This window comes from Sediminicoccus sp. BL-A-41-H5, from assembly GCF_050632405.1.
Taxonomy (GTDB): domain Bacteria; phylum Pseudomonadota; class Alphaproteobacteria; order Acetobacterales; family Acetobacteraceae; genus Roseococcus.
Genome location: NZ_CP192601.1, coordinates 2,155,488 through 2,170,862 on the forward strand (window position 1 = coordinate 2,155,488; position 15,375 = coordinate 2,170,862).

Sequence of the window (15,375 nt, forward strand, 5' to 3'; positions counted from 1 at the left end):
AGCCGAAGGCGCGCACCGGCTCGGGTGAGGCCCAGGGCGGCGAGAGAGCCGGCCAGGGCGAGGGGAAGGGCCATCACGGCGCGGCGATGCATGGGAGGTCTCCGGAGGGTCGGGCGGGGGCAACGCATGCGGCACAGCGCGCCGCCTTTCACTTGACAATCTACAAAACTATAATCTATCAAATGAACCAGAAGGACCCGCCATGACCACCGAAGCCCCCGACACGGATGTCCCGCCCGCCCCCCGCCTCGGCGGGCCCGCCATCCCTTTCCGCGTCCGCACCACCATGGGCGAGCGCAGCCTCGCCGATTACCGCGGCCGCTGGCTGCTGCTCTTCTCCCACCCGGCCGATTTCACGCCCGTCTGCACCAGCGAGTTCATCGCCCTCGCCCGTGCCTTCCCGCGCTTCCAGGCGCTCGGCTGCGATCTGCTCGGCCTCTCGGTGGACAGCGTCTTCGCCCATCTCGCCTGGCTGCGCGCCATCGAGGCCGAGTTCGGCGTGGCCATCCCCTTTCCCGTGGCCGAGGACATCTCCATGGCCATGGCCCGCGCCTACGGCATGATCCACCCGGGAGATTCCAGCACCGCCACGGTGCGCGGCAGCTTCCTGATCGATCCCGCCGGCATCATCCGCCTGCTCAGCTACTACCCGATGAGCACGGGCCGCAGCGTGGAGGAGCTCCTGCGTGCGCTCGCCGCGCTCCAGGAGAACGACGCCTCCGGCCTCTCCACCCCGGCCGATTGGCGCCCGGGCGAGCCCGGCCTGCGCCCGCCGCCGCAAACCATGGAGGAGGCCGCGCGCAGCGCCACGCCCGCCTGGTATCACCAGAGCGCCCCCACCCCGCGGGCCCGCAAGACGGTGAAGCCATGAGCGCGCTCGGCTGCGATCCCGAGATGGCGGCGGATTTCCTGCGCGCCCTGGCTCACCCCATGCGCCTGCGCATCCTCTGCCGCCTGCTGGATGGCGAGCTGGCCGTTGCCGGCTTCGAGAGCGAGCTCGGCCTGCGCCAGCCCAACCTCTCCCAGCAACTCGCCGCCCTGCGCGAGGCGGGCCTCGTCACCACGCGGCGGGAGTCGAAATCCATCATCTACAGCCTGGCCGACCATCGCGTCGCCGCCGTGCTGGAAGCGCTGCGCGCGGCCATCGGCGGCGCGGCGCCCGCCCCGCGCGAGAAGGCGCCCACGCCCGAAGCCGCGCCCGCCGCCCCGCGCGCCACGGGCGAGGCCGGGCTCTTCGCCCGGGCCGGATGGGACCTGGCCCGATGATCGAGGCCTTCCTCGCCCTCGGCTCCGGCGGCCTGGTCGGCTTCGTGCTGGGCCTGATCGGCGCCGGCGGCTCCATCGTGGCGACGCCGCTGCTGCTCTATGCCGTGGGCCTCTCGCCGCACATGGCGCTCGGCACCGGCGCGCTCGCCGTCTCGGCCAACGCTTTCGTGAATTTCGCGGGGCATGCGCGCGCCGGCCATGTGCGCTGGCCGGCGGCCGCCATCTTCGCCGCCACCGGCCTCGCCGGCGCGCTGGCGGGCTCCACCCTCGGCAAGATGATGGATGGGCAGCGTCTCATCCTGCTCTTTGCCGTGATGATGCTGGTCATCGGCTTCGCCATGCTGCGCCCGCGCCGGGCCGGCGCGGCGGAGGCGCCGGGCCCGCTGACGCGCGCGATGGCGCTGCGCCTCGGCGGCATCGGCCTCGGCGTCGGGCTGCTCGCGGGCTTCTTCGGCATCGGGGGCGGCTTCCTGATCGTGCCCGGCCTGATCCTGGCCACCGGCATGCCCATGCTGCACGCCGTTGGCACCTCGCTCCTCGCGGTCGGCATCTTCGGACTGGCGACGGCGTTGAACTACGCTGCTTCGGGCCTGGTGGATTGGGCCGTCGCCGGCGAGTTCATCGCGGGCGGCGTGCTGGGCGGCGCGCTCGGCCTCCAGGCCGCGCGCCACCTCGCCGCGGGGCGCGAGACCCTCAACCGCATCTTCGCCGGCATCGTCCTCGTCGTGGCCGGCTTCATCATCTGGCGCTCCCTGTGAAAGGCCCTCCCATGTCCCACGCCGACGACCACCTTGCCCCCGACGTCACGCCCTTCTTCGACGCCGAGACCAACACGATCAGCTATGTCGTGAAGGACCCCGGCTCCAGCGCCTGCGCCATCGTGGACAGCGTGCTCGACCTCGACTACGCCGCCGGCCGCATCGCCACCCGCTCGGCCGACGCCATCATCGCCCATGTGCGCGAACACGGCCTCACCGTGGAGTGGCTGATCGAGACGCATGTGCATGCCGACCACCTCTCCGCCGCGCCTTATCTCCAGCGTGCGCTGGGCGGGAAGATCGGCATCGGCGAGCGTATCACCGTGGTGCAGCACACCTTCGGCAAGGTCTTCAACGAGGGCACCGAATGGCGGCGCGACGGGCGCGAGTTCGACCACCTCTTCACCGATGGTGAGGCCTACCATGTCGGCACCATGCCCTGCGTGGCGCTGCACACGCCCGGCCACACGCCCGCCTGCATGACGCATGTGATGGGCGAGGCCGCCTTCGTGGGCGACACGCTCTTCATGCCCGATGGCGGCACGGCGCGGGCCGATTTCCCGGGCGGCGACGCGGCGACGCTCTATCGCTCCATCCAGCGCGTGCTGGCGCTGCCGCCCGCCACGCGGCTCTTCATGTGCCACGACTACGGCCCCAATGGCCGCGAGATCCGCTGGGAAACGACCGTCGCGGCCGAGCGCGCGGAGAACATCCATCTGCGTGACGGCGTGACGGAGGCGGCCTTCGTCGCAATGCGCGAGGCGCGCGACGCGACGCTCGGCATGCCGCGCCTGATCATCCCCTCGCTCCAGGTGAACATGCATGCGGGCCAGCTCCCGCCGCCGGGTGCCGATGGCAAGCGCTTCCTCAAGGTGCCGCTGGACGTGCTGTGATGACGAGCTTCACCCCCATCGCCTCCTTCGCCGGCGGCGCGCTGATCGGCGCGGCGGCGCTGCTGCTCTGGCTGACGCTGGGCCGCATCGCGGGCATCAGCGGCATCCTGGCCGGCAGCCTCGGCGCCGATCGCGGCTGGCGCATCGCCTTCCTCGTGGGGCTCATCGGCGCGCCGCTCGGCTGGGTGGCGCTGGCCGGCGCGCCGGCGCTGCACATCGCCGCCGGCCCTGTGACGCTGGTGGCCGCCGGCCTGCTGGTCGGCTTCGGCACGCGGCTCGGCTCGGGCTGCACCAGCGGGCACGGCGTCTGCGGCCTCGCGCGGCTCTCGCCGCGCTCCGTGGTGGCGACCGGCATCTTCATGGCGGTGGCGGCCGCCACCGTCTTCGTCACGCGCCATGTCGTGGGGGGCTGAGACCATGGCACGCATCCTCGCGGCGCTGGCGGCCGGCACCCTCTTCGGCGCCGGCCTCATCCTCTCCGGCATGGCCAATCCGGCCAAGGTGCTGGCCTTCCTCGACGTGGCGGGCGACTGGGACCCGAGCCTCGCCTTCGTCATGGGCGGCGCAATTCCCGTCGCGGCCCTCGGCTTCGCGCTCGGGCGCCAGCGCACCGCGCCGCTCTGCGCCGAGGGCTTCGCGCAGCCCCCCCGTGGGCTGGTTGACGCGCGCCTCATCGGCGGCGCGGTGCTCTTCGGGCTGGGCTGGGGGCTGGCCGGATTCTGCCCCGGGCCGGCGCTCGCTTCCCTCGGCTTCGCCGGCTGGCAGGCCTGGCTCTTCGTCGCGGCCATGCTGGGCGGCATGGGGCTGTTCCGCCTGATCCCGGAGACCCCACGATGAGCGACGCCCCGCAGGTCATCTGCCCCGGCTGCGGCGCGGTGAACCGCGTCCCCGCCGCCCGCCTCGCCGAGGGGCCGCGTTGCGGGCAATGCAAGGCGCCGCTCTTCCAGGGCAAGCCGCTGGCGCTGGACGAGGATGGCTTCCGCCGCCACCTGCGCCTCTCCGGCGTGCCGCTGCTGGTGGATTTCTGGGCCTCCTGGTGCGGCCCCTGCCGCGTGATGGCACCCGAGTTCGAAGCGGCGGCAAAGCTGCTGGAACCGCGTCTCCGCCTCGTGAAGGTCTCGACGGAGGAGGCCCAGGCGCTCGCCGCCGAACTGCAGATCCGCAGCATCCCGACGCTCGCCCTGTTTGCGGGCGGGCGCGAGGTGGCGCGGCATGCGGGAGCGATGCGCGCACGCGACATCGTCGCCTGGGCCGGACGCGCCCTGGCGGGCACGACAGCTTGACCGCGATCAAGGCAAAAAGACCGGGAAGTTCCACCATGGCACGGGCGCGGTCCGCGTCGCATCAGGACGGAGAGTTGGGATGACAAAGAATGTCGGCGGCCTGGACAAGGGCCTGAGGATCGTGGCGGGGCTGGCCCTGCTGGGGCTGGGCGCCTTCGGGCCACTCGGCTGGTGGGGCGCGATCGGCATCGTGCCGCTGGCCACGGGGCTGATGGGCAATTGTCCGCTCTACAGCCTGCTCGGCCTGAACACCTGCCCGGCGCGCTGAGCGCCGTCAGGCGGCGGAGAGCGCCGCCTTCACGCGTGCGATCCGCTCCCGCAGGCGGGCGAGTTCGTCGAAGTCGCCCCTGAGCGCCTTCAGCGCCGTGCGTTCGCGCTCGATTTCGCGCGCGGTGCGCACGCCCAGCCGCCGCAGGATGGGCAGTGGCGGGCACCAGCCCTGCAGCGCGTGCTGCAGCAGGAAGCCCGTCACCACCAGCGGCACCGCCACGAAGCGGCGATCCACCAGGATCGCGAGCAGCGAGCCGCCCAGCGCGAGCGTGGCCGCATTCGTCTCCAGCACGCGCTCCACATCCCATTCCTCCTCCAGCGCGCGAAGCCGACCGGCGATGCGCCCGGGTTCGCTGGAGAGGAGAGTTCATGCACGCGCCGCGCCGTGGCACGCTCGATCCGATGCGTGACGGCGGGGGCGGTGTTGCGGCTGACGCGGTCTCTGCGGTGGGACATGGCTGCGCAACATGCGACGCGTCGCCCGGTTGCCTTCAACCGACGGGAGGCATCGCCTCGGCATCGCGGTCGGCGTCCAGCATCTTCCGGATGCGGCCGAGATCGGCGCCCGCCGCCGTGATCTCCAGTACGGCCGCGCCGCCCGCCTCCTCCGAGATCGCGGTGCAGCGGCGGTCCAGCGGCACTTCGCGCACCAGCTTCTCCACCATCAGCTTGGCCGTCAGCGTATCGGTGAAGTGCACGATGAGCGGCGTCGCATCCACCGGCTCGGTCGGGGGCGCCTCCTCCAGCATCTCGCCCAGCTCCATCGCGCGCACGCCGACGGCGGGGGTTGTGGCGACAGGGTCGCTCGCGGGGAAGCTATCAGGCACGGCCGTCTTGGCGCTGCGGTCGGCGGGCGAGCCGGGCTTGCCATCCTGCGGGCCGTAATCGCCCTCGGCCTCGCGATATTCGTCGGACATGGCGGCATCCCTCCGTTCAACCCGGACGTAAATCCCGGGCGGCGGAAAGGTTGCAGGCGCCGCTTGGCGCCGCGCGCACGACCATGGCAGGAAAGGAGCATGACGACCGATGACGCCTTCTGGGCCACGCTGCGCGACTGGCGCCGCGACTTCCACGCCCATCCGGAATTCGGCTTCGAGGAACGCCGCACCGCCAGCCGCGTCGCCGAGCGCCTGCGCGGGTTCGGCTTCACCGAGGTGGTGGAGGGCTTGGGCGGCACCGGCGTGGTGGCGACGCTGACGCGCGGCAGCGGCAACCGCTCGATCGCGCTGCGCGCGGACATGGACGCGCTGCGCATCCCCGAGGCGACCGGCCTGCCCTATGGCTCCACCAATCCTGGCGTGATGCATGCCTGCGGCCATGACGGCCACACCACCATGCTGCTGGGCGCGGCGCGCCGGCTGGCCGAAGAGGGCGGCTTCGACGGCACGGTGCGCTTCATCTTCCAGCCGGCCGAGGAATGGGGCCGCGGCGCCCTCGCCATGCTGGCGGACGGCCTGATGGAGCGCTTCCCCTTCGACGAGATCTACGGCCTGCACAACCAGCCCGGCCTGCCGCTCGGCCAGTTCCGCACCCGCGCCGGCGCCATCATGTCGGCCGAGGATAATTTCGAGATCACCCTGCGCGGCCTGGGCGGCCATGCCTCACGCCCGCAGGAGGGGCGCGAGGCGCTGGTGGCCGCCTGCGCGCTGGTCATGAACCTGCAGAGCATCGTCTCCCGCCGCGTGGCGCCGACGCAGACGGCCGTGGTCTCGGTGACCGAGCTGCTGACCGACGGCACGCGCAACGCGCTGCCCGGCCTGGCGCGCATCCTGGGCGACGCGCGCAGCTTCCACCCGAAGGTGAGCACCGTGATCGAGGAGGAGATGCGCCGCATCGCCGCCGGCACGGCCGCCAGCTACGGCCTGGAATGCGAGGTGACCTACACGCGCGAATTCATCCCCACCCTCAACGATGCCGAGGCGACGGCCGCCGCGCTCGCCGCCGCGCGCTCGGTGATGGGCACGGAGAACGTGGCCGAGCAGGCCGAACCGCACACCGGCTCGGAGGATTTCGCGCGCTTCCTGGAGCACGCGCCGGGCTGCTTCGCCTTCATCGGCAATGGCGAGGCCTCGAAGCCGCTGCACAATCCGGGCTACGACTTCAGCGATGCGGCGCTGCCGCATGGCGTGGCATTCTTCACGCGCATCGTGCGCGACCGCCTTCCGCCGCGGAGTTAGCGCCCCATCGTGTAGAACTCGGCATTGGGCCGCATGCTCGTCACATTCGCCATGCGGTTGGACATGCCGAAGAAGGCGGCGATCGCCGCGATGTCCCAGGCCTCCTCCTGGCCCAGGCCATGTTCGGCGAGCATCGCGAAATCCGCCTCCTCCACCGCCTGCGCCTCGAAGGCGACCTTCATCGCGAAGTCGAGCATGGCGCGCTGGCGCGGCGTGATGTCCGCCTTGCGGTAATTGATCGCCACCTGGTCCGCGATCAGCGGGTCCTTCGCGCGGATGCGCAGGATCGCGCCATGCGCCACGACGCAATACTGGCACTGGTTCGCGTTGCTGGTGGCGACGACGATCATCTCGCGCTCGGCCTTGGTGATCTCGCCAGGCTTGTCCATCAGCGCGTCGTGATAGGCCATGAAGGCGCGGAACTCCTCCGGCCGCCGCGCCAGGACGAGGAACACGTTGGGGATGAAACCCGCCTTCTCCTGCACGGCGAGCAGGCGCGCGCGGATATCCTCGGGGATCTCCGCCAGCGTGGGCACGGGAAAGCGGCTGATGGGCAGGGCGGTCATGGCGGCGTGTTCTCTCCTGTCATCCGGACGATGCACGCGGCAACGGGTGAGGTCATGCACGCGCTCGGCATGGCACCCATGCCGGGCGCTTGAGGATCGGCGCCGGGCCGCGAGCGCTCCGGATGGAGAGACCGCTTCCCGCCTTCCGTGATTCCACCCCGGCGGATCAGCGCCTAGGCTGACGGCTTCCCCGCCTGGAGCCGCCGCATGCCCCTCCCCGCCCATCCCGAGGCCCTGGAAGCCGCCGTCATCGCGCTCGCCTCCTGGCTCAAGCTCGGCATCGAGGCGGTGAGCATCGCCATCATCCTCGTCGCCATGATGCTGGCGCTGGGCCGGCTGCTGGGCCAAGCGGTGGGGCGCGCCGCGCCCGATGTGCGCATGGGCCTGGCGCGCGGCCTCTCGCTGGCGCTCGAATTCCAGCTGGCGGCGGATATCGTGGGAACGGCGATCTCGCCAGGCTGGGACCAGATCGGCAAGCTGGCCGCCGTGGCGGCCATCCGCACCTTCCTCAACATCTTCCTCCAGCGCGAGATGGAGGCGGGGCGCCCCCACCCGGCAGCGCGCCCCTAGCCGGCTATTCGAACAGCGCCACGGCGCGGATCGGGCTCGCCGTGCCGCCGCGGATCTTCAGCGGCAGGCCGATGAAGCGAAAGCGCCCGCGCCCCACCACGGCCTCGAGATTGGCCAGGCATTCCATATGCGTGATGCCGAGCTCCGCGCAGGCCATATGCGCCTTGAAGTTCAGCTCGCCCTCCGGCGCGGGGCTGATCGCCTCCACGCCGAACATGCCGATGCCCTGCCCCGCCAGCCAATGGATCGCCTCGATGGAGAGCCCCGGGAAGTCGTGGCCATAGCCGGGCTTGCCCAGCAGCCGCGCATTGGTGCCCATCAGGATGAGCACCGTGTCACCCTTCTGGATCGTCTGGCCCGAGGCCTTCACCGCGGCCTGCACCTCCTCCACCGTCGCCGCGTGCTTCAGCGGCACATGGGAGAGGTCGATGCAGAAGGCGGAGGTGATGAAGTTCGTGAGCGGCACCTGGTCAATGGACAGCGCGCCGGGGCGCGGGTCGAAATGCACCGGCGCGTCCACATGCGTGCCCGCATGGTCGCTGAAGGCGATGGACATGGCCTTGCTGGTGAAGACCGTGTCACCCGCAACCTTCTTCTCGGAATGGTCGTTCCACACCGTCATGATGACCGGCGGATGCGAAGGGTGCGTCTGGGTGCGGTGAAAGATCTCGCGGCTCAGATCGACGATTTCCATGGGGCCTCTCCTTCGGCTCAGTTCACGGTGATGTTGGCGTCGCGGATCACGCGGCCCCAGCGGGCGCGGTCGGCCGCGACATAGGCGGCGAATTGCTCGGGATTGAGGCCGAGGCGCACGATCCCCTGCTCCTCCAGCTGGCGCGCGACCGCAGGGTCGGCGATGGCGGCCGCGCAGGCGGCGCGCAGCCGGGCCAGCGGCTCAGCAGGCACGGCAGCCGGCGCGAAGAAGCCGTAATAGCTCACGGATTCGTAGCCCGGCACGCCGGCTTCGGCGACGGTCGGCAGGTTCGGCAAGGCGGGGAAGCGCTGCGGCGTCGTCAGCGCCAGCGCGCGCACCGCGCCCGCCATCACATGCGGCAGCGCCGTCGTGATCGGGTCGCTCATCGCATCGATGCGCCCGGCCAGCAGGTCCGAGGTCGCGGGCGCCGTGCCGCGATAGGGCACATGCGTCATGCGGATGCCGGCCATGGACTCCAGCAGCGCCATCGAGAGATGCGAGGCGCCGCCATTGCCCGCCGAGCCATAGGTCAGCTCGCCCGGCCGGCGCCGCGCCAGCGCGAGAAGGTCCTGCAGCGTCCGCACCTCCAGGCTGTTGCGGACATAGATGATGGAGCCGACCCCGCCCACCGGCGCGACGGGGACGAGATCGCGCGCGGGGTCGAAGCTGGAATCCCGGTACAGCTCGGGATTGATGGAATTGGTCGCCTGGCTGCCCATCAGCATGGTGTAGCCATCGGGCGTCGAACGCACCGCGGCCTCGGTGCCGATGCGCCCGCCGCTGCCCGTGCGGTTCTCGATCACCAGCGTCTGGCCCAATTCGCGCGAGAGCGCTTCGGAGAGCAGTCGCGTGATGACGTCGGCCGCGCCGGCCGGCGGGAAGGGCACGATCACGCGCACGGAGCGGTTGGGAAAGGCCTGCGCCTGCGCGCCGTGGGCCGCGAGGCCGGCAAGGCCCGTGGCCATCAGCGTACGGCGTGCGAAGCTCGTCATCCTGTCCTCCCTGGGTTGCGGCAAAGCCAGGGCGAGCATCCCGAAGCGGGCGGCCCGATGCCAAGGAATTTCGTGGAGCACTTCCACCACGTGAAATTCTCTGTGGGAATTGCATGTCGAAGGCGGCTTTTTCGCGTGGCTCCTGCCCGATAGGCTTCGCTGGATTTCGGGGCATGCCTCTGATGAAGACCGAACCCGCCTTGCCCGCCAATGGCGCACGCGTCGTCCGTCGTGCCGTCTCCCTCCTGCGCGAGGTCTCGGCCGCGCGCGGCAATGGCGCGACGCTGAAGACGCTGGCCGACAGCGCGGGCCTGCCGCAGCCCACCGCGCACCGCCTGCTCAAGCTGCTGCGGGAGGAAGGCCTGCTGGAGCGCGATGCCGCCAGCCGCGCCTATCGCCTCGGCCCCCTGCTCTACGAATTCGGCCTGGCCGTGGCGCCCCGCATGGATGCGCGCCGCCTCTGCGCCGGCACGCTGGACCGCATCACCCGTGCCGTGGGCGACGCCACCTATCTCAACAGCCGCAGCGGGAATGACGCGCTCTGCCTCGACCGGCGGGAGGGCAGCTTCGAGGTCCAGGCCCTGCCCATCGAGATCGGCAACCGCCGCCCCCTGGGCGTCGGCGCCGGGGCGCTCGCGGTCCTCGCCAGCCTGCCGCCCGGCGAGGCGGATGCGGTGATCGAGGCCAATGCCCGCCGCTACCGCCGCCATGGCCTCACCGCCGAGCGCATCCGCGTCTATGTGGAAGCGACGCGCGCGCGCGGCTTCGCCATCACCTCGGGCCGCATCGTCGCGCGCTATCGCGGTGTCGCCATCGCGGTGGGCAACGGCATCGGTGGCGTGCCCGCCTCGCTCTCCGTCATCGCCATCGCCGAACGGCTCGATCCGCGCCGGGTCGAGCAGGTGGCGCGCATCCTCCTCCGCGAAGAACAGGCGCTCAGGGAGATGCTCGCCATCGCCCCCGCCGCCAGAAAGGAAAGCCCCGCCGCATGACGAACGAAGCCCCGCTGAGCGCGACCGCGATGGCCGAGGCGCTGGAGCGCCGCACCACCACGCCCTCCGCTTTGCTGGAGGACGCGCTGGCCCGTGTGGGGCGCGCCGATGCCACGCTCGGCGCCTTCGTGCATCTCGACCCGGAAGGTGCCGCGAAAGCCGCCGCCGAGGCCGGCGCGCGCCAGACGGCGGGCCAGCGCCTCAGCCCGCTTGATGGCGTGCCCGTCGCGGTGAAGGACAATCTCTGGGTGGCGGGCATGCCCGCGCATTGGGGCAGCCGCCTGTGGTCCGACTTCACGCCGCCCTGCGACGACATCGTGGTGGAGCGGCTGCGCGCGGCGGGGGCCGTCATCATCGGCAAGACCAACACGCCGGAATTCGCGCTCTCCGGCCGCACCGACAGCCCGCTGCACGGCAAGTCCCGCAACCCCTGGGACGTGACGCTGACGCCGGGCGGATCGAGCGGCGGCTCGGTCGCCGCCGTCGCGGCGGGCATGGTGCCCGTCTCCATCGTCACCGATGCGGGCGGCTCGACGCGCATCCCCTCCAGCTACACCGGGCTCTACGGGCTGCGCCCCTCCAATGGGCGGCTGGCGCGGCGGCACGGCTTCCCGCCCATGGGGATCGATTTCCAGGCCGTCGGCATCGTCGCGCGCGAGCTGGCCGATCTGGAACTCGCCTATGGCCTGCTCGCCGGACCGGATGCGCGCGACCCCGCCTCGCTGCGCCTGCCCGCGCCGCGCGCCGCCGGCCGCCCGCGCATCGGCTGGTTCGCCCGCTATGAGGGTGAGCTGGTGCACCCGGAGGTCGAGGCCGCCGTCACCGAATGCGCGCGCCTGCTGGAGGCTGCCGGCTACGAGGTCACGCCGTGCCCACCGCCCTATGACGTGGCGCTGGTGCGCCGCGTCTGGGGTGCGATCAGCGCCGCCGGCGCCGCCCGCGCGGCCGAGATGCACCCCGATCGCTGGCGCGCGGAGGCGAGCGCGGCCATCGCCGCCGCCGCGACGCGCGGGCTCGCCATGAGCGCGGTGGACTATGTCCGCGCGCTGGACGGGCTCGCCGCCATTCGTGCCCAGGTTTCGGAAAACTGGGGCGATGTGGACGTCTATCTCTGCCCCAGCGCCGCCTCTCCCGCCTGGGCCATCGACGATGAATTCCCGGCCGAGATCGGTGGCCAGCCCGGGCATGCGGCGGCCCAGAACACCTTCGCCACCTGGGTGAACGCGGTGGGCCATCCGGGGCTGAACATCCCCGGCCGCCCGCATGCGGATGGCCGGCCGCTCGGCGTGCAGCTCGTGGGGCGCTATGGCGGCGAGGCGGATCTCTTCACGCTCGCACGGGACATCGCCGCGCATGCAGGCTGGACGCGCCCGCCCTTCCCGGCCTGGTAGAGCGTCAGCCCCTGACGCGCCGCATCAGCGCCGCGAGGCCCGGCACCGCCGCGCGCCGCGCCGCACGCTCGATGGCGCGATAATCGGCCACCAGGCCGCGCCCGGCCTCGGTCAGCGTGGCGCCGCCACCGCGCGCCCCGCCCGGGCTCGCCGCCACCACGGGCGTGCCAAGCTGCTTGTTCAGAGCATCCACCAGGTCCCAGGCGCGCTTGTAGCTCATCCCCAGCGCACGCCCCGCGGCGGAGATCGAGCCCTCGCGCTCGATCGCCTCCAGCAGGTTGATCTTGCCCGGCCCGATCCGCCCACTCGGCAGGTCGATGCGCAGGCTGAGCTGCCCGGCCGGAATGGCTTCGCGGCTCACGACGCGCCCCGCGGCAAGGCGGCCAGGCGATGGTCGAAAGTGACGGCCTTCAGCAACGCCCAGACCGGCAGGCCCGGCCGCAGTTGCAGCTGCTCCACGCTGTCCTGCGTGACGCGCGCGAGCAGCGTGGTCGGCCCGACGGCGAGGCGCAGGAAGGCCTCGCCAGGCTCGTTGCCCGGGGTGATGGCCGCGATGCGCGCCGGCAGGATGTTGCGGGTGGACAGCCCGCGCGGTTCCTCGGTGGCGATGGCGATGTCGCGCGCGCGGAGCCGGATGCGCAGCCGCGTTCCCTCGGGCCCCGGGCGCGCGGTGGTCAGCAGCTCCCCGCCGTCGAAGCTCAGCGCCGTTAGCCCACCTGTCGCGCGCCGCACCGTGCAGGGCAAGAGCACGCCCGCATCACGGCGCCCGGCGAGTTGCGGCAGGTCGGTGCGGGCGGAGAGCGCCTCGGCCGGCCCGGATGCGACGACGCGCCCGGCCTCCAGCAGCACCAGGTGATCGGCCAGAACATCCACCTCCTCCAGCGCGTGGGTGACGTAGAGGATGGGCAGCCCCGCCGCGTCACGCAGCCGCGCGAGGAAGGGCAGCACCTCCGCCCGGCGCGCGGCATCCAGCGCGGCCAGCGGCTCGTCCATCAGCAGCAGGCGCGGGCGGGCGAGCAGGGCGCGGCCCAGCGCCACGCGCTGGCGCTCGCCGCCCGAAAGCCCGGCGGGGCGGCGGGTGAGCAGATGGCCGATGCCGAGCAGCGCAACCACTTCCTCGAAGCCCGGGCCTGCCGCATCCGGCGGCGCCCGGCGCAGGCCGTAGCGCAGGTTGGTCTCGACGCTCAGATGCGGAAACAGCCGCGCATCCTGGAAGACCACGCCGCAACGCCGCTGCTCGGGCGCCAGGCAGACGCGCCGCGCGGTGTCGAGCAGCACGGCCTCGCCGATGGCGACGCGCCCCGCATCCGGGCGCAGCAGCCCGGCCACGGCGGCGAGGATGGTGCTCTTGCCGCATCCCGATGGGCCGAACAGCGTCGTCACGCCAGCGGGCGGCGCCGCGAAGCCGACATCCAGCGCGAAACCCGCCCGCCCGAAGCGGTGCCGCAGCGCGACGCTGATCACGCCGCCCGCCCCAGCAGCCGGCCCATGCGCCGCGCGATCACCTCCGCCAGCAGCAGGCCGCAGACGGCGAGCGTGAAGGAGACGAAGGCGAGCCGCGCCGCCACCGCCTCGCCCCCCGGCGTCTGCGTGGCGGCGTAGATCGCGAGCGGCAGGGTCTGCGTCTCGCCAGGGATGTTGGAGGCGAAGGTGATGACCGCGCCGAATTCGCCCAGCCCCGCCGCGAAGGCCGTGACCGCCCCGGCCAGGATGCCCGGTGACATCAGCGGCAGCGTGACGGTGAGGAAACGGTCCACCGGCCCCGCGCCCAATGTGCGCGCCGCCGCCTCCAGCCCCTCATCCACGCCTTCCAGCCCGAGGCGCACCGCGCGCACGATCAGCGGGAAGGACATCACGGCGGTGGCGAGCGCGGCACCCTCGGTGGTGAAGACGAGGCGGATGCCGAACCAGTCATGCAGCGGCGCGCCGATCGGCCCCCGGATGCCGAAGAGCATCAGCAGGCCCCAGCCCACCACCACGGGCGGCACCACCAGCGGCAGGTGCACCAGCGCATCCAGCAGCATGCGCCCCGGAAAGCGGCCGCGCGCCAGGAGCCAGGCGACCGCCACCGCCGGCACGAGCGAGACGGCGACGGAGCGTGTCGCGACCTCCAGGCTGAGGCGGACGGCGGTCCATTCCTCGGGGCTGAGCCAGCCGGTCACCGGGCGAGGGTGAAGCCGAAGCGCTGCCAGGTGGGCGACACCTCCGCGCTGGTGAGGAAGGCGAGCAGCGCGCGTGCCTCGGCATTGCCCTCGGCCCGGCGCGTGACCGCGAAGGGATAGGTGATGGGCGCATGGCTCTCGGCCGGGAAGGTGGCGATGACGCGAACGCCCGCACTCGCCGCCGCATCCGTCGCATAGACGATGCCGAGTGGTGCCTCGCCGCGCTCCACCAGCAGCAGCGCGGCGCGCACATTGTCGGCGCGCGCGAGGCGCGGCGCGAGGGATTGCCATTGCCCCATCCAGCTCAGCGCGGCCTGCGCGTAGCGCCCGACCGGCACATGCGCGGGATCGCCCGTCGCGATGCGCCCGGCGGGGCCGAGCAGCGCGGCGAGGTCGGTGCCGCGCGTGAGCGCGAGCGGCCGCGCCGCATCAGCCGGCGCGATCAGCACCAGCGCATTGCCGAGCGGCGAGGAGCGCGTGGCGTTCGCCAGCAGGTTGCGCTCCTGCAGGTAATTCGCCCAGGCCTCATCGGCGGACATGAAGAGATCGGCCGGCGCGCCCTGCTCGATCTGTCGCGCCAGCGCCGAGGAGGCGGCGAAGGAGAAGCGCGGCGCCGGATGGCCGCGCGACGCCCATTGCCCGCCCAACTCGCGCAACGCATCGGTCAGGCTGGCGGCGGCGAAGACCGTCACCGCCTCCTGCGCACGCGCTGCGCCGATGGGGGCAGCCAGGGCGATAGCCAGCAGGGCGAAGATGGTGCGGCGGCGCATGCTGGAGCTCCTGGTTGCCCGGGATTTCCGGGTCGCTGTATCCATCTGAACATAGCGTCCCGCGTGCCGCGCGTCCATGCTCAGGATGGCGAGCTGGCCTTGAACCGCCCTCGGCTCGCCGGAGGCGGTTTGGTTTAAGTCATGCGGCCGGGGGCAGATTGTCCTGTGCGGCGTGACAGAGCGCCTCCGCCTCGGCCGGCGGGATGTGTCCGATCGGCTCCAGCAGCCGCCGATGTTCGAAGGCGTCCACCTATTCGAGGGTGGCGCATTCGACGGGTTCGAGCGAGCGCGAGGGGCCGCGCCGGCGAATGACCTCGGCCTTGCAGAGGCGGTTGATGCTCTCGGCCCCGCATCGCGGTCGGCCACGTCGATGCTGCCGGTGGCGGGCTCGCTCCGCGCCCGCGAGCCAAGTGGATCCAACATGCCGTGCTGGCCTGACCGAGAGCGGCCAGCGCGCCCGGCAGGGCTCCAGCTGATGTCGGCGGCGCACCCAAACGCCGTGGTGGAATGACCAGGCACCTGCTGGGCCAGACCCATGCCTGATTCACGTCAGCCAAAGCGCGCGACCAGGCGGCCATGCCCCCCGACCGA

The 15,375-nt window shown here is 72.2% G+C and carries 21 protein-coding genes and 1 pseudogene; 12 read left to right on the forward strand and 10 right to left on the reverse strand.

The window, feature by feature from the left end:
- Positions 1 to 202: 202 nt before the first annotated feature.
- The 8 genes from ACQ860_RS10800 to ACQ860_RS10835 all read left to right on the forward strand — a co-directional run bounded on the left by ACQ860_RS10800 (position 203) and on the right by ACQ860_RS10835 (position 4,468).
- On the forward strand, positions 203 to 871 hold the full coding sequence (locus tag ACQ860_RS10800) for a peroxiredoxin (protein ID WP_431303379.1): 669 nt from the start codon (positions 203 to 205) through the stop codon (positions 869 to 871).
- On the forward strand, positions 868 to 1,266 hold the full coding sequence (locus ACQ860_RS10805; protein WP_431303380.1) for an ArsR/SmtB family transcription factor: 399 nt from the start codon (positions 868 to 870) through the stop codon (positions 1,264 to 1,266). The genes ACQ860_RS10800 and ACQ860_RS10805 overlap by 4 nt, the downstream gene beginning before the upstream one ends.
- Positions 1,263 to 2,024, forward strand: coding sequence for a sulfite exporter TauE/SafE family protein (locus ACQ860_RS10810; protein WP_431303381.1), 762 nt, complete (start codon positions 1,263 to 1,265; stop codon positions 2,022 to 2,024). The genes ACQ860_RS10805 and ACQ860_RS10810 overlap by 4 nt, the downstream gene beginning before the upstream one ends.
- Before the next feature lie 11 nt (positions 2,025 to 2,035).
- A complete protein-coding gene (locus ACQ860_RS10815) occupies positions 2,036 to 2,917 on the forward strand; it encodes an MBL fold metallo-hydrolase (protein ID WP_431303382.1) in 882 nt (293 codons plus the stop codon).
- Positions 2,917 to 3,330 carry a YeeE/YedE family protein gene (locus tag ACQ860_RS10820; RefSeq protein WP_431303383.1) on the forward strand — a complete coding sequence of 138 codons (414 nt, stop codon included), beginning with the start codon at positions 2,917 to 2,919 and terminating at the stop codon, positions 3,328 to 3,330. The genes ACQ860_RS10815 and ACQ860_RS10820 overlap by 1 nt, the downstream gene beginning before the upstream one ends.
- A gap of 4 nt (positions 3,331 to 3,334) precedes the next feature.
- Positions 3,335 to 3,754, forward strand: a complete 420-nt coding sequence (locus tag ACQ860_RS10825; RefSeq protein ID WP_431303384.1) for a DUF6691 family protein — start codon at positions 3,335 to 3,337, stop codon at positions 3,752 to 3,754.
- A complete protein-coding gene (trxC, locus tag ACQ860_RS10830; protein ID WP_431303385.1) occupies positions 3,751 to 4,200 on the forward strand; it encodes a thioredoxin TrxC in 450 nt (149 codons plus the stop codon). The genes ACQ860_RS10825 and trxC overlap by 4 nt, the downstream gene beginning before the upstream one ends.
- A gap of 79 nt (positions 4,201 to 4,279) precedes the next feature.
- A complete protein-coding gene (locus tag ACQ860_RS10835; protein ID WP_431303386.1) occupies positions 4,280 to 4,468 on the forward strand; it encodes a YgaP family membrane protein in 189 nt (62 codons plus the stop codon).
- 6 nt (positions 4,469 to 4,474) lie between these two features.
- On the opposite strand, the gene ACQ860_RS10840 is transcribed toward ACQ860_RS10835, so the two are convergent.
- Positions 4,475 to 4,771 carry a hypothetical protein gene (locus ACQ860_RS10840; RefSeq protein WP_431303387.1) on the reverse strand — a complete coding sequence of 99 codons (297 nt, stop codon included), beginning with the start codon at positions 4,769 to 4,771 and terminating at the stop codon, positions 4,475 to 4,477.
- A gap of 190 nt (positions 4,772 to 4,961) precedes the next feature.
- The gene (locus ACQ860_RS10845) at positions 4,962 to 5,387 is read right to left on the reverse strand and encodes a hypothetical protein (RefSeq protein WP_431303388.1); all 426 of its coding nucleotides are present in this window, start codon (positions 5,385 to 5,387) and stop codon (positions 4,962 to 4,964) included.
- Positions 5,388 to 5,486: 99 nt separating this feature from the next.
- Between ACQ860_RS10845 and ACQ860_RS10850 the strand changes: the two genes are divergently transcribed.
- Positions 5,487 to 6,647: a M20 aminoacylase family protein gene (locus ACQ860_RS10850; RefSeq protein WP_431303389.1), complete on the forward strand. Its 1,161-nt coding sequence runs from the start codon at positions 5,487 to 5,489 to the stop codon at positions 6,645 to 6,647.
- Here ACQ860_RS10850 and ACQ860_RS10855 read toward each other — a convergent pair.
- A complete protein-coding gene (locus tag ACQ860_RS10855) occupies positions 6,644 to 7,213 on the reverse strand; it encodes a peroxidase-related enzyme (protein ID WP_431303390.1) in 570 nt (189 codons plus the stop codon). The two genes, ACQ860_RS10850 and ACQ860_RS10855, sit on opposite strands and share 4 nt — an antisense overlap.
- A 207-nt stretch (positions 7,214 to 7,420) precedes the next feature.
- Between ACQ860_RS10855 and ACQ860_RS10860 the strand changes: the two genes are divergently transcribed.
- Entirely contained in the window at positions 7,421 to 7,783 is a 363-nt protein-coding gene (locus ACQ860_RS10860; protein WP_431303391.1) for a DUF1622 domain-containing protein, read from the forward strand.
- A 4-nt stretch (positions 7,784 to 7,787) separates the two neighbouring features.
- Here ACQ860_RS10860 and ACQ860_RS10865 read toward each other — a convergent pair whose 3' ends face one another.
- Both ACQ860_RS10865 and ACQ860_RS10870 read right to left on the reverse strand, forming a co-directional pair.
- Positions 7,788 to 8,477, reverse strand: coding sequence for a cyclase family protein (locus ACQ860_RS10865; RefSeq protein ID WP_431303392.1), 690 nt, complete (start codon positions 8,475 to 8,477; stop codon positions 7,788 to 7,790).
- 17 nt (positions 8,478 to 8,494) lie between these two features.
- The gene (locus ACQ860_RS10870; protein ID WP_431303393.1) at positions 8,495 to 9,469 is read right to left on the reverse strand and encodes a Bug family tripartite tricarboxylate transporter substrate binding protein; all 975 of its coding nucleotides are present in this window, start codon (positions 9,467 to 9,469) and stop codon (positions 8,495 to 8,497) included.
- 182 nt (positions 9,470 to 9,651) lie between these two features.
- Between ACQ860_RS10870 and ACQ860_RS10875 the strand changes: the two genes are divergently transcribed.
- A complete protein-coding gene (locus ACQ860_RS10875) occupies positions 9,652 to 10,461 on the forward strand; it encodes an IclR family transcriptional regulator (protein WP_431303394.1) in 810 nt (269 codons plus the stop codon).
- Complete coding sequence (locus tag ACQ860_RS10880; RefSeq protein WP_431303395.1) at positions 10,458 to 11,852, forward strand: amidase; 1,395 nt, start codon at positions 10,458 to 10,460, stop codon at positions 11,850 to 11,852. The genes ACQ860_RS10875 and ACQ860_RS10880 overlap by 4 nt, the downstream gene beginning before the upstream one ends.
- Positions 11,853 to 11,856: 4 nt before the next feature.
- Here ACQ860_RS10880 and ACQ860_RS10885 read toward each other — a convergent pair whose 3' ends face one another.
- From ACQ860_RS10885 to ACQ860_RS10905, 5 genes and pseudogenes are all read right to left on the reverse strand, one after another.
- Positions 11,857 to 12,213 (reverse strand): winged helix-turn-helix domain-containing protein, encoded by a 357-nt coding sequence (locus tag ACQ860_RS10885; protein ID WP_431303396.1) that lies wholly within the window; start codon positions 12,211 to 12,213, stop codon positions 11,857 to 11,859.
- Positions 12,210 to 13,316, reverse strand: a complete 1,107-nt coding sequence (gene modC, locus ACQ860_RS10890; protein WP_431303397.1) for a molybdenum ABC transporter ATP-binding protein — start codon at positions 13,314 to 13,316, stop codon at positions 12,210 to 12,212. Before modC ends, ACQ860_RS10885 begins: the two co-directional genes overlap by 4 nt.
- A complete protein-coding gene (gene modB, locus ACQ860_RS10895) occupies positions 13,313 to 14,014 on the reverse strand; it encodes a molybdate ABC transporter permease subunit (protein WP_431303398.1) in 702 nt (233 codons plus the stop codon). Before modB ends, modC begins: the two co-directional genes overlap by 4 nt.
- Entirely contained in the window at positions 14,011 to 14,784 is a 774-nt protein-coding gene (gene modA / locus ACQ860_RS10900) for a molybdate ABC transporter substrate-binding protein (RefSeq protein WP_431303399.1), read from the reverse strand. The genes modB and modA overlap by 4 nt, the downstream gene beginning before the upstream one ends.
- A gap of 139 nt (positions 14,785 to 14,923) precedes the next feature.
- A pseudogene (locus ACQ860_RS10905) lies at positions 14,924 to 15,130 on the reverse strand (IS3 family transposase); the annotation flags it as partial.
- Positions 15,131 to 15,375 lie beyond the last annotated feature (245 nt).

Excerpts from the sequence above, each read along its gene's own strand:
- modA (WP_431303399.1), bottom strand. The coding sequence starts at position 14,784 with ATGCGCCGCCGCACCATCTTCGCCCTGCTGGCTATCGCCCTGGCTGCC.
- ACQ860_RS10805 (WP_431303380.1), top strand. The coding sequence starts at position 868 with ATGAGCGCGCTCGGCTGCGATCCCGAGATGGCGGCGGATTTCCTGCGC.
- ACQ860_RS10865 (WP_431303392.1), bottom strand. The coding sequence starts at position 8,477 with ATGGAAATCGTCGATCTGAGCCGCGAGATCTTTCACCGCACCCAGACG.
- ACQ860_RS10815 (WP_431303382.1), top strand. The coding sequence starts at position 2,036 with ATGTCCCACGCCGACGACCACCTTGCCCCCGACGTCACGCCCTTCTTC.
- ACQ860_RS10835 (WP_431303386.1), top strand. The coding sequence starts at position 4,280 with ATGACAAAGAATGTCGGCGGCCTGGACAAGGGCCTGAGGATCGTGGCG.
- ACQ860_RS10825 (WP_431303384.1), top strand. The coding sequence starts at position 3,335 with ATGGCACGCATCCTCGCGGCGCTGGCGGCCGGCACCCTCTTCGGCGCC.
- ACQ860_RS10870 (WP_431303393.1), bottom strand. The coding sequence starts at position 9,469 with ATGACGAGCTTCGCACGCCGTACGCTGATGGCCACGGGCCTTGCCGGC.
- ACQ860_RS10860 (WP_431303391.1), top strand. The coding sequence starts at position 7,421 with ATGCCCCTCCCCGCCCATCCCGAGGCCCTGGAAGCCGCCGTCATCGCG.
- ACQ860_RS10845 (WP_431303388.1), bottom strand. The coding sequence starts at position 5,387 with ATGTCCGACGAATATCGCGAGGCCGAGGGCGATTACGGCCCGCAGGAT.
- ACQ860_RS10875 (WP_431303394.1), top strand. The coding sequence starts at position 9,652 with ATGAAGACCGAACCCGCCTTGCCCGCCAATGGCGCACGCGTCGTCCGT.
- ACQ860_RS10855 (WP_431303390.1), bottom strand. The coding sequence starts at position 7,213 with ATGACCGCCCTGCCCATCAGCCGCTTTCCCGTGCCCACGCTGGCGGAG.
- ACQ860_RS10800 (WP_431303379.1), top strand. The coding sequence starts at position 203 with ATGACCACCGAAGCCCCCGACACGGATGTCCCGCCCGCCCCCCGCCTC.
- ACQ860_RS10820 (WP_431303383.1), top strand. The coding sequence starts at position 2,917 with ATGACGAGCTTCACCCCCATCGCCTCCTTCGCCGGCGGCGCGCTGATC.
- trxC (WP_431303385.1), top strand. The coding sequence starts at position 3,751 with ATGAGCGACGCCCCGCAGGTCATCTGCCCCGGCTGCGGCGCGGTGAAC.
- ACQ860_RS10880 (WP_431303395.1), top strand. The coding sequence starts at position 10,458 with ATGACGAACGAAGCCCCGCTGAGCGCGACCGCGATGGCCGAGGCGCTG.
- ACQ860_RS10810 (WP_431303381.1), top strand. The coding sequence starts at position 1,263 with ATGATCGAGGCCTTCCTCGCCCTCGGCTCCGGCGGCCTGGTCGGCTTC.
- ACQ860_RS10850 (WP_431303389.1), top strand. The coding sequence starts at position 5,487 with ATGACGACCGATGACGCCTTCTGGGCCACGCTGCGCGACTGGCGCCGC.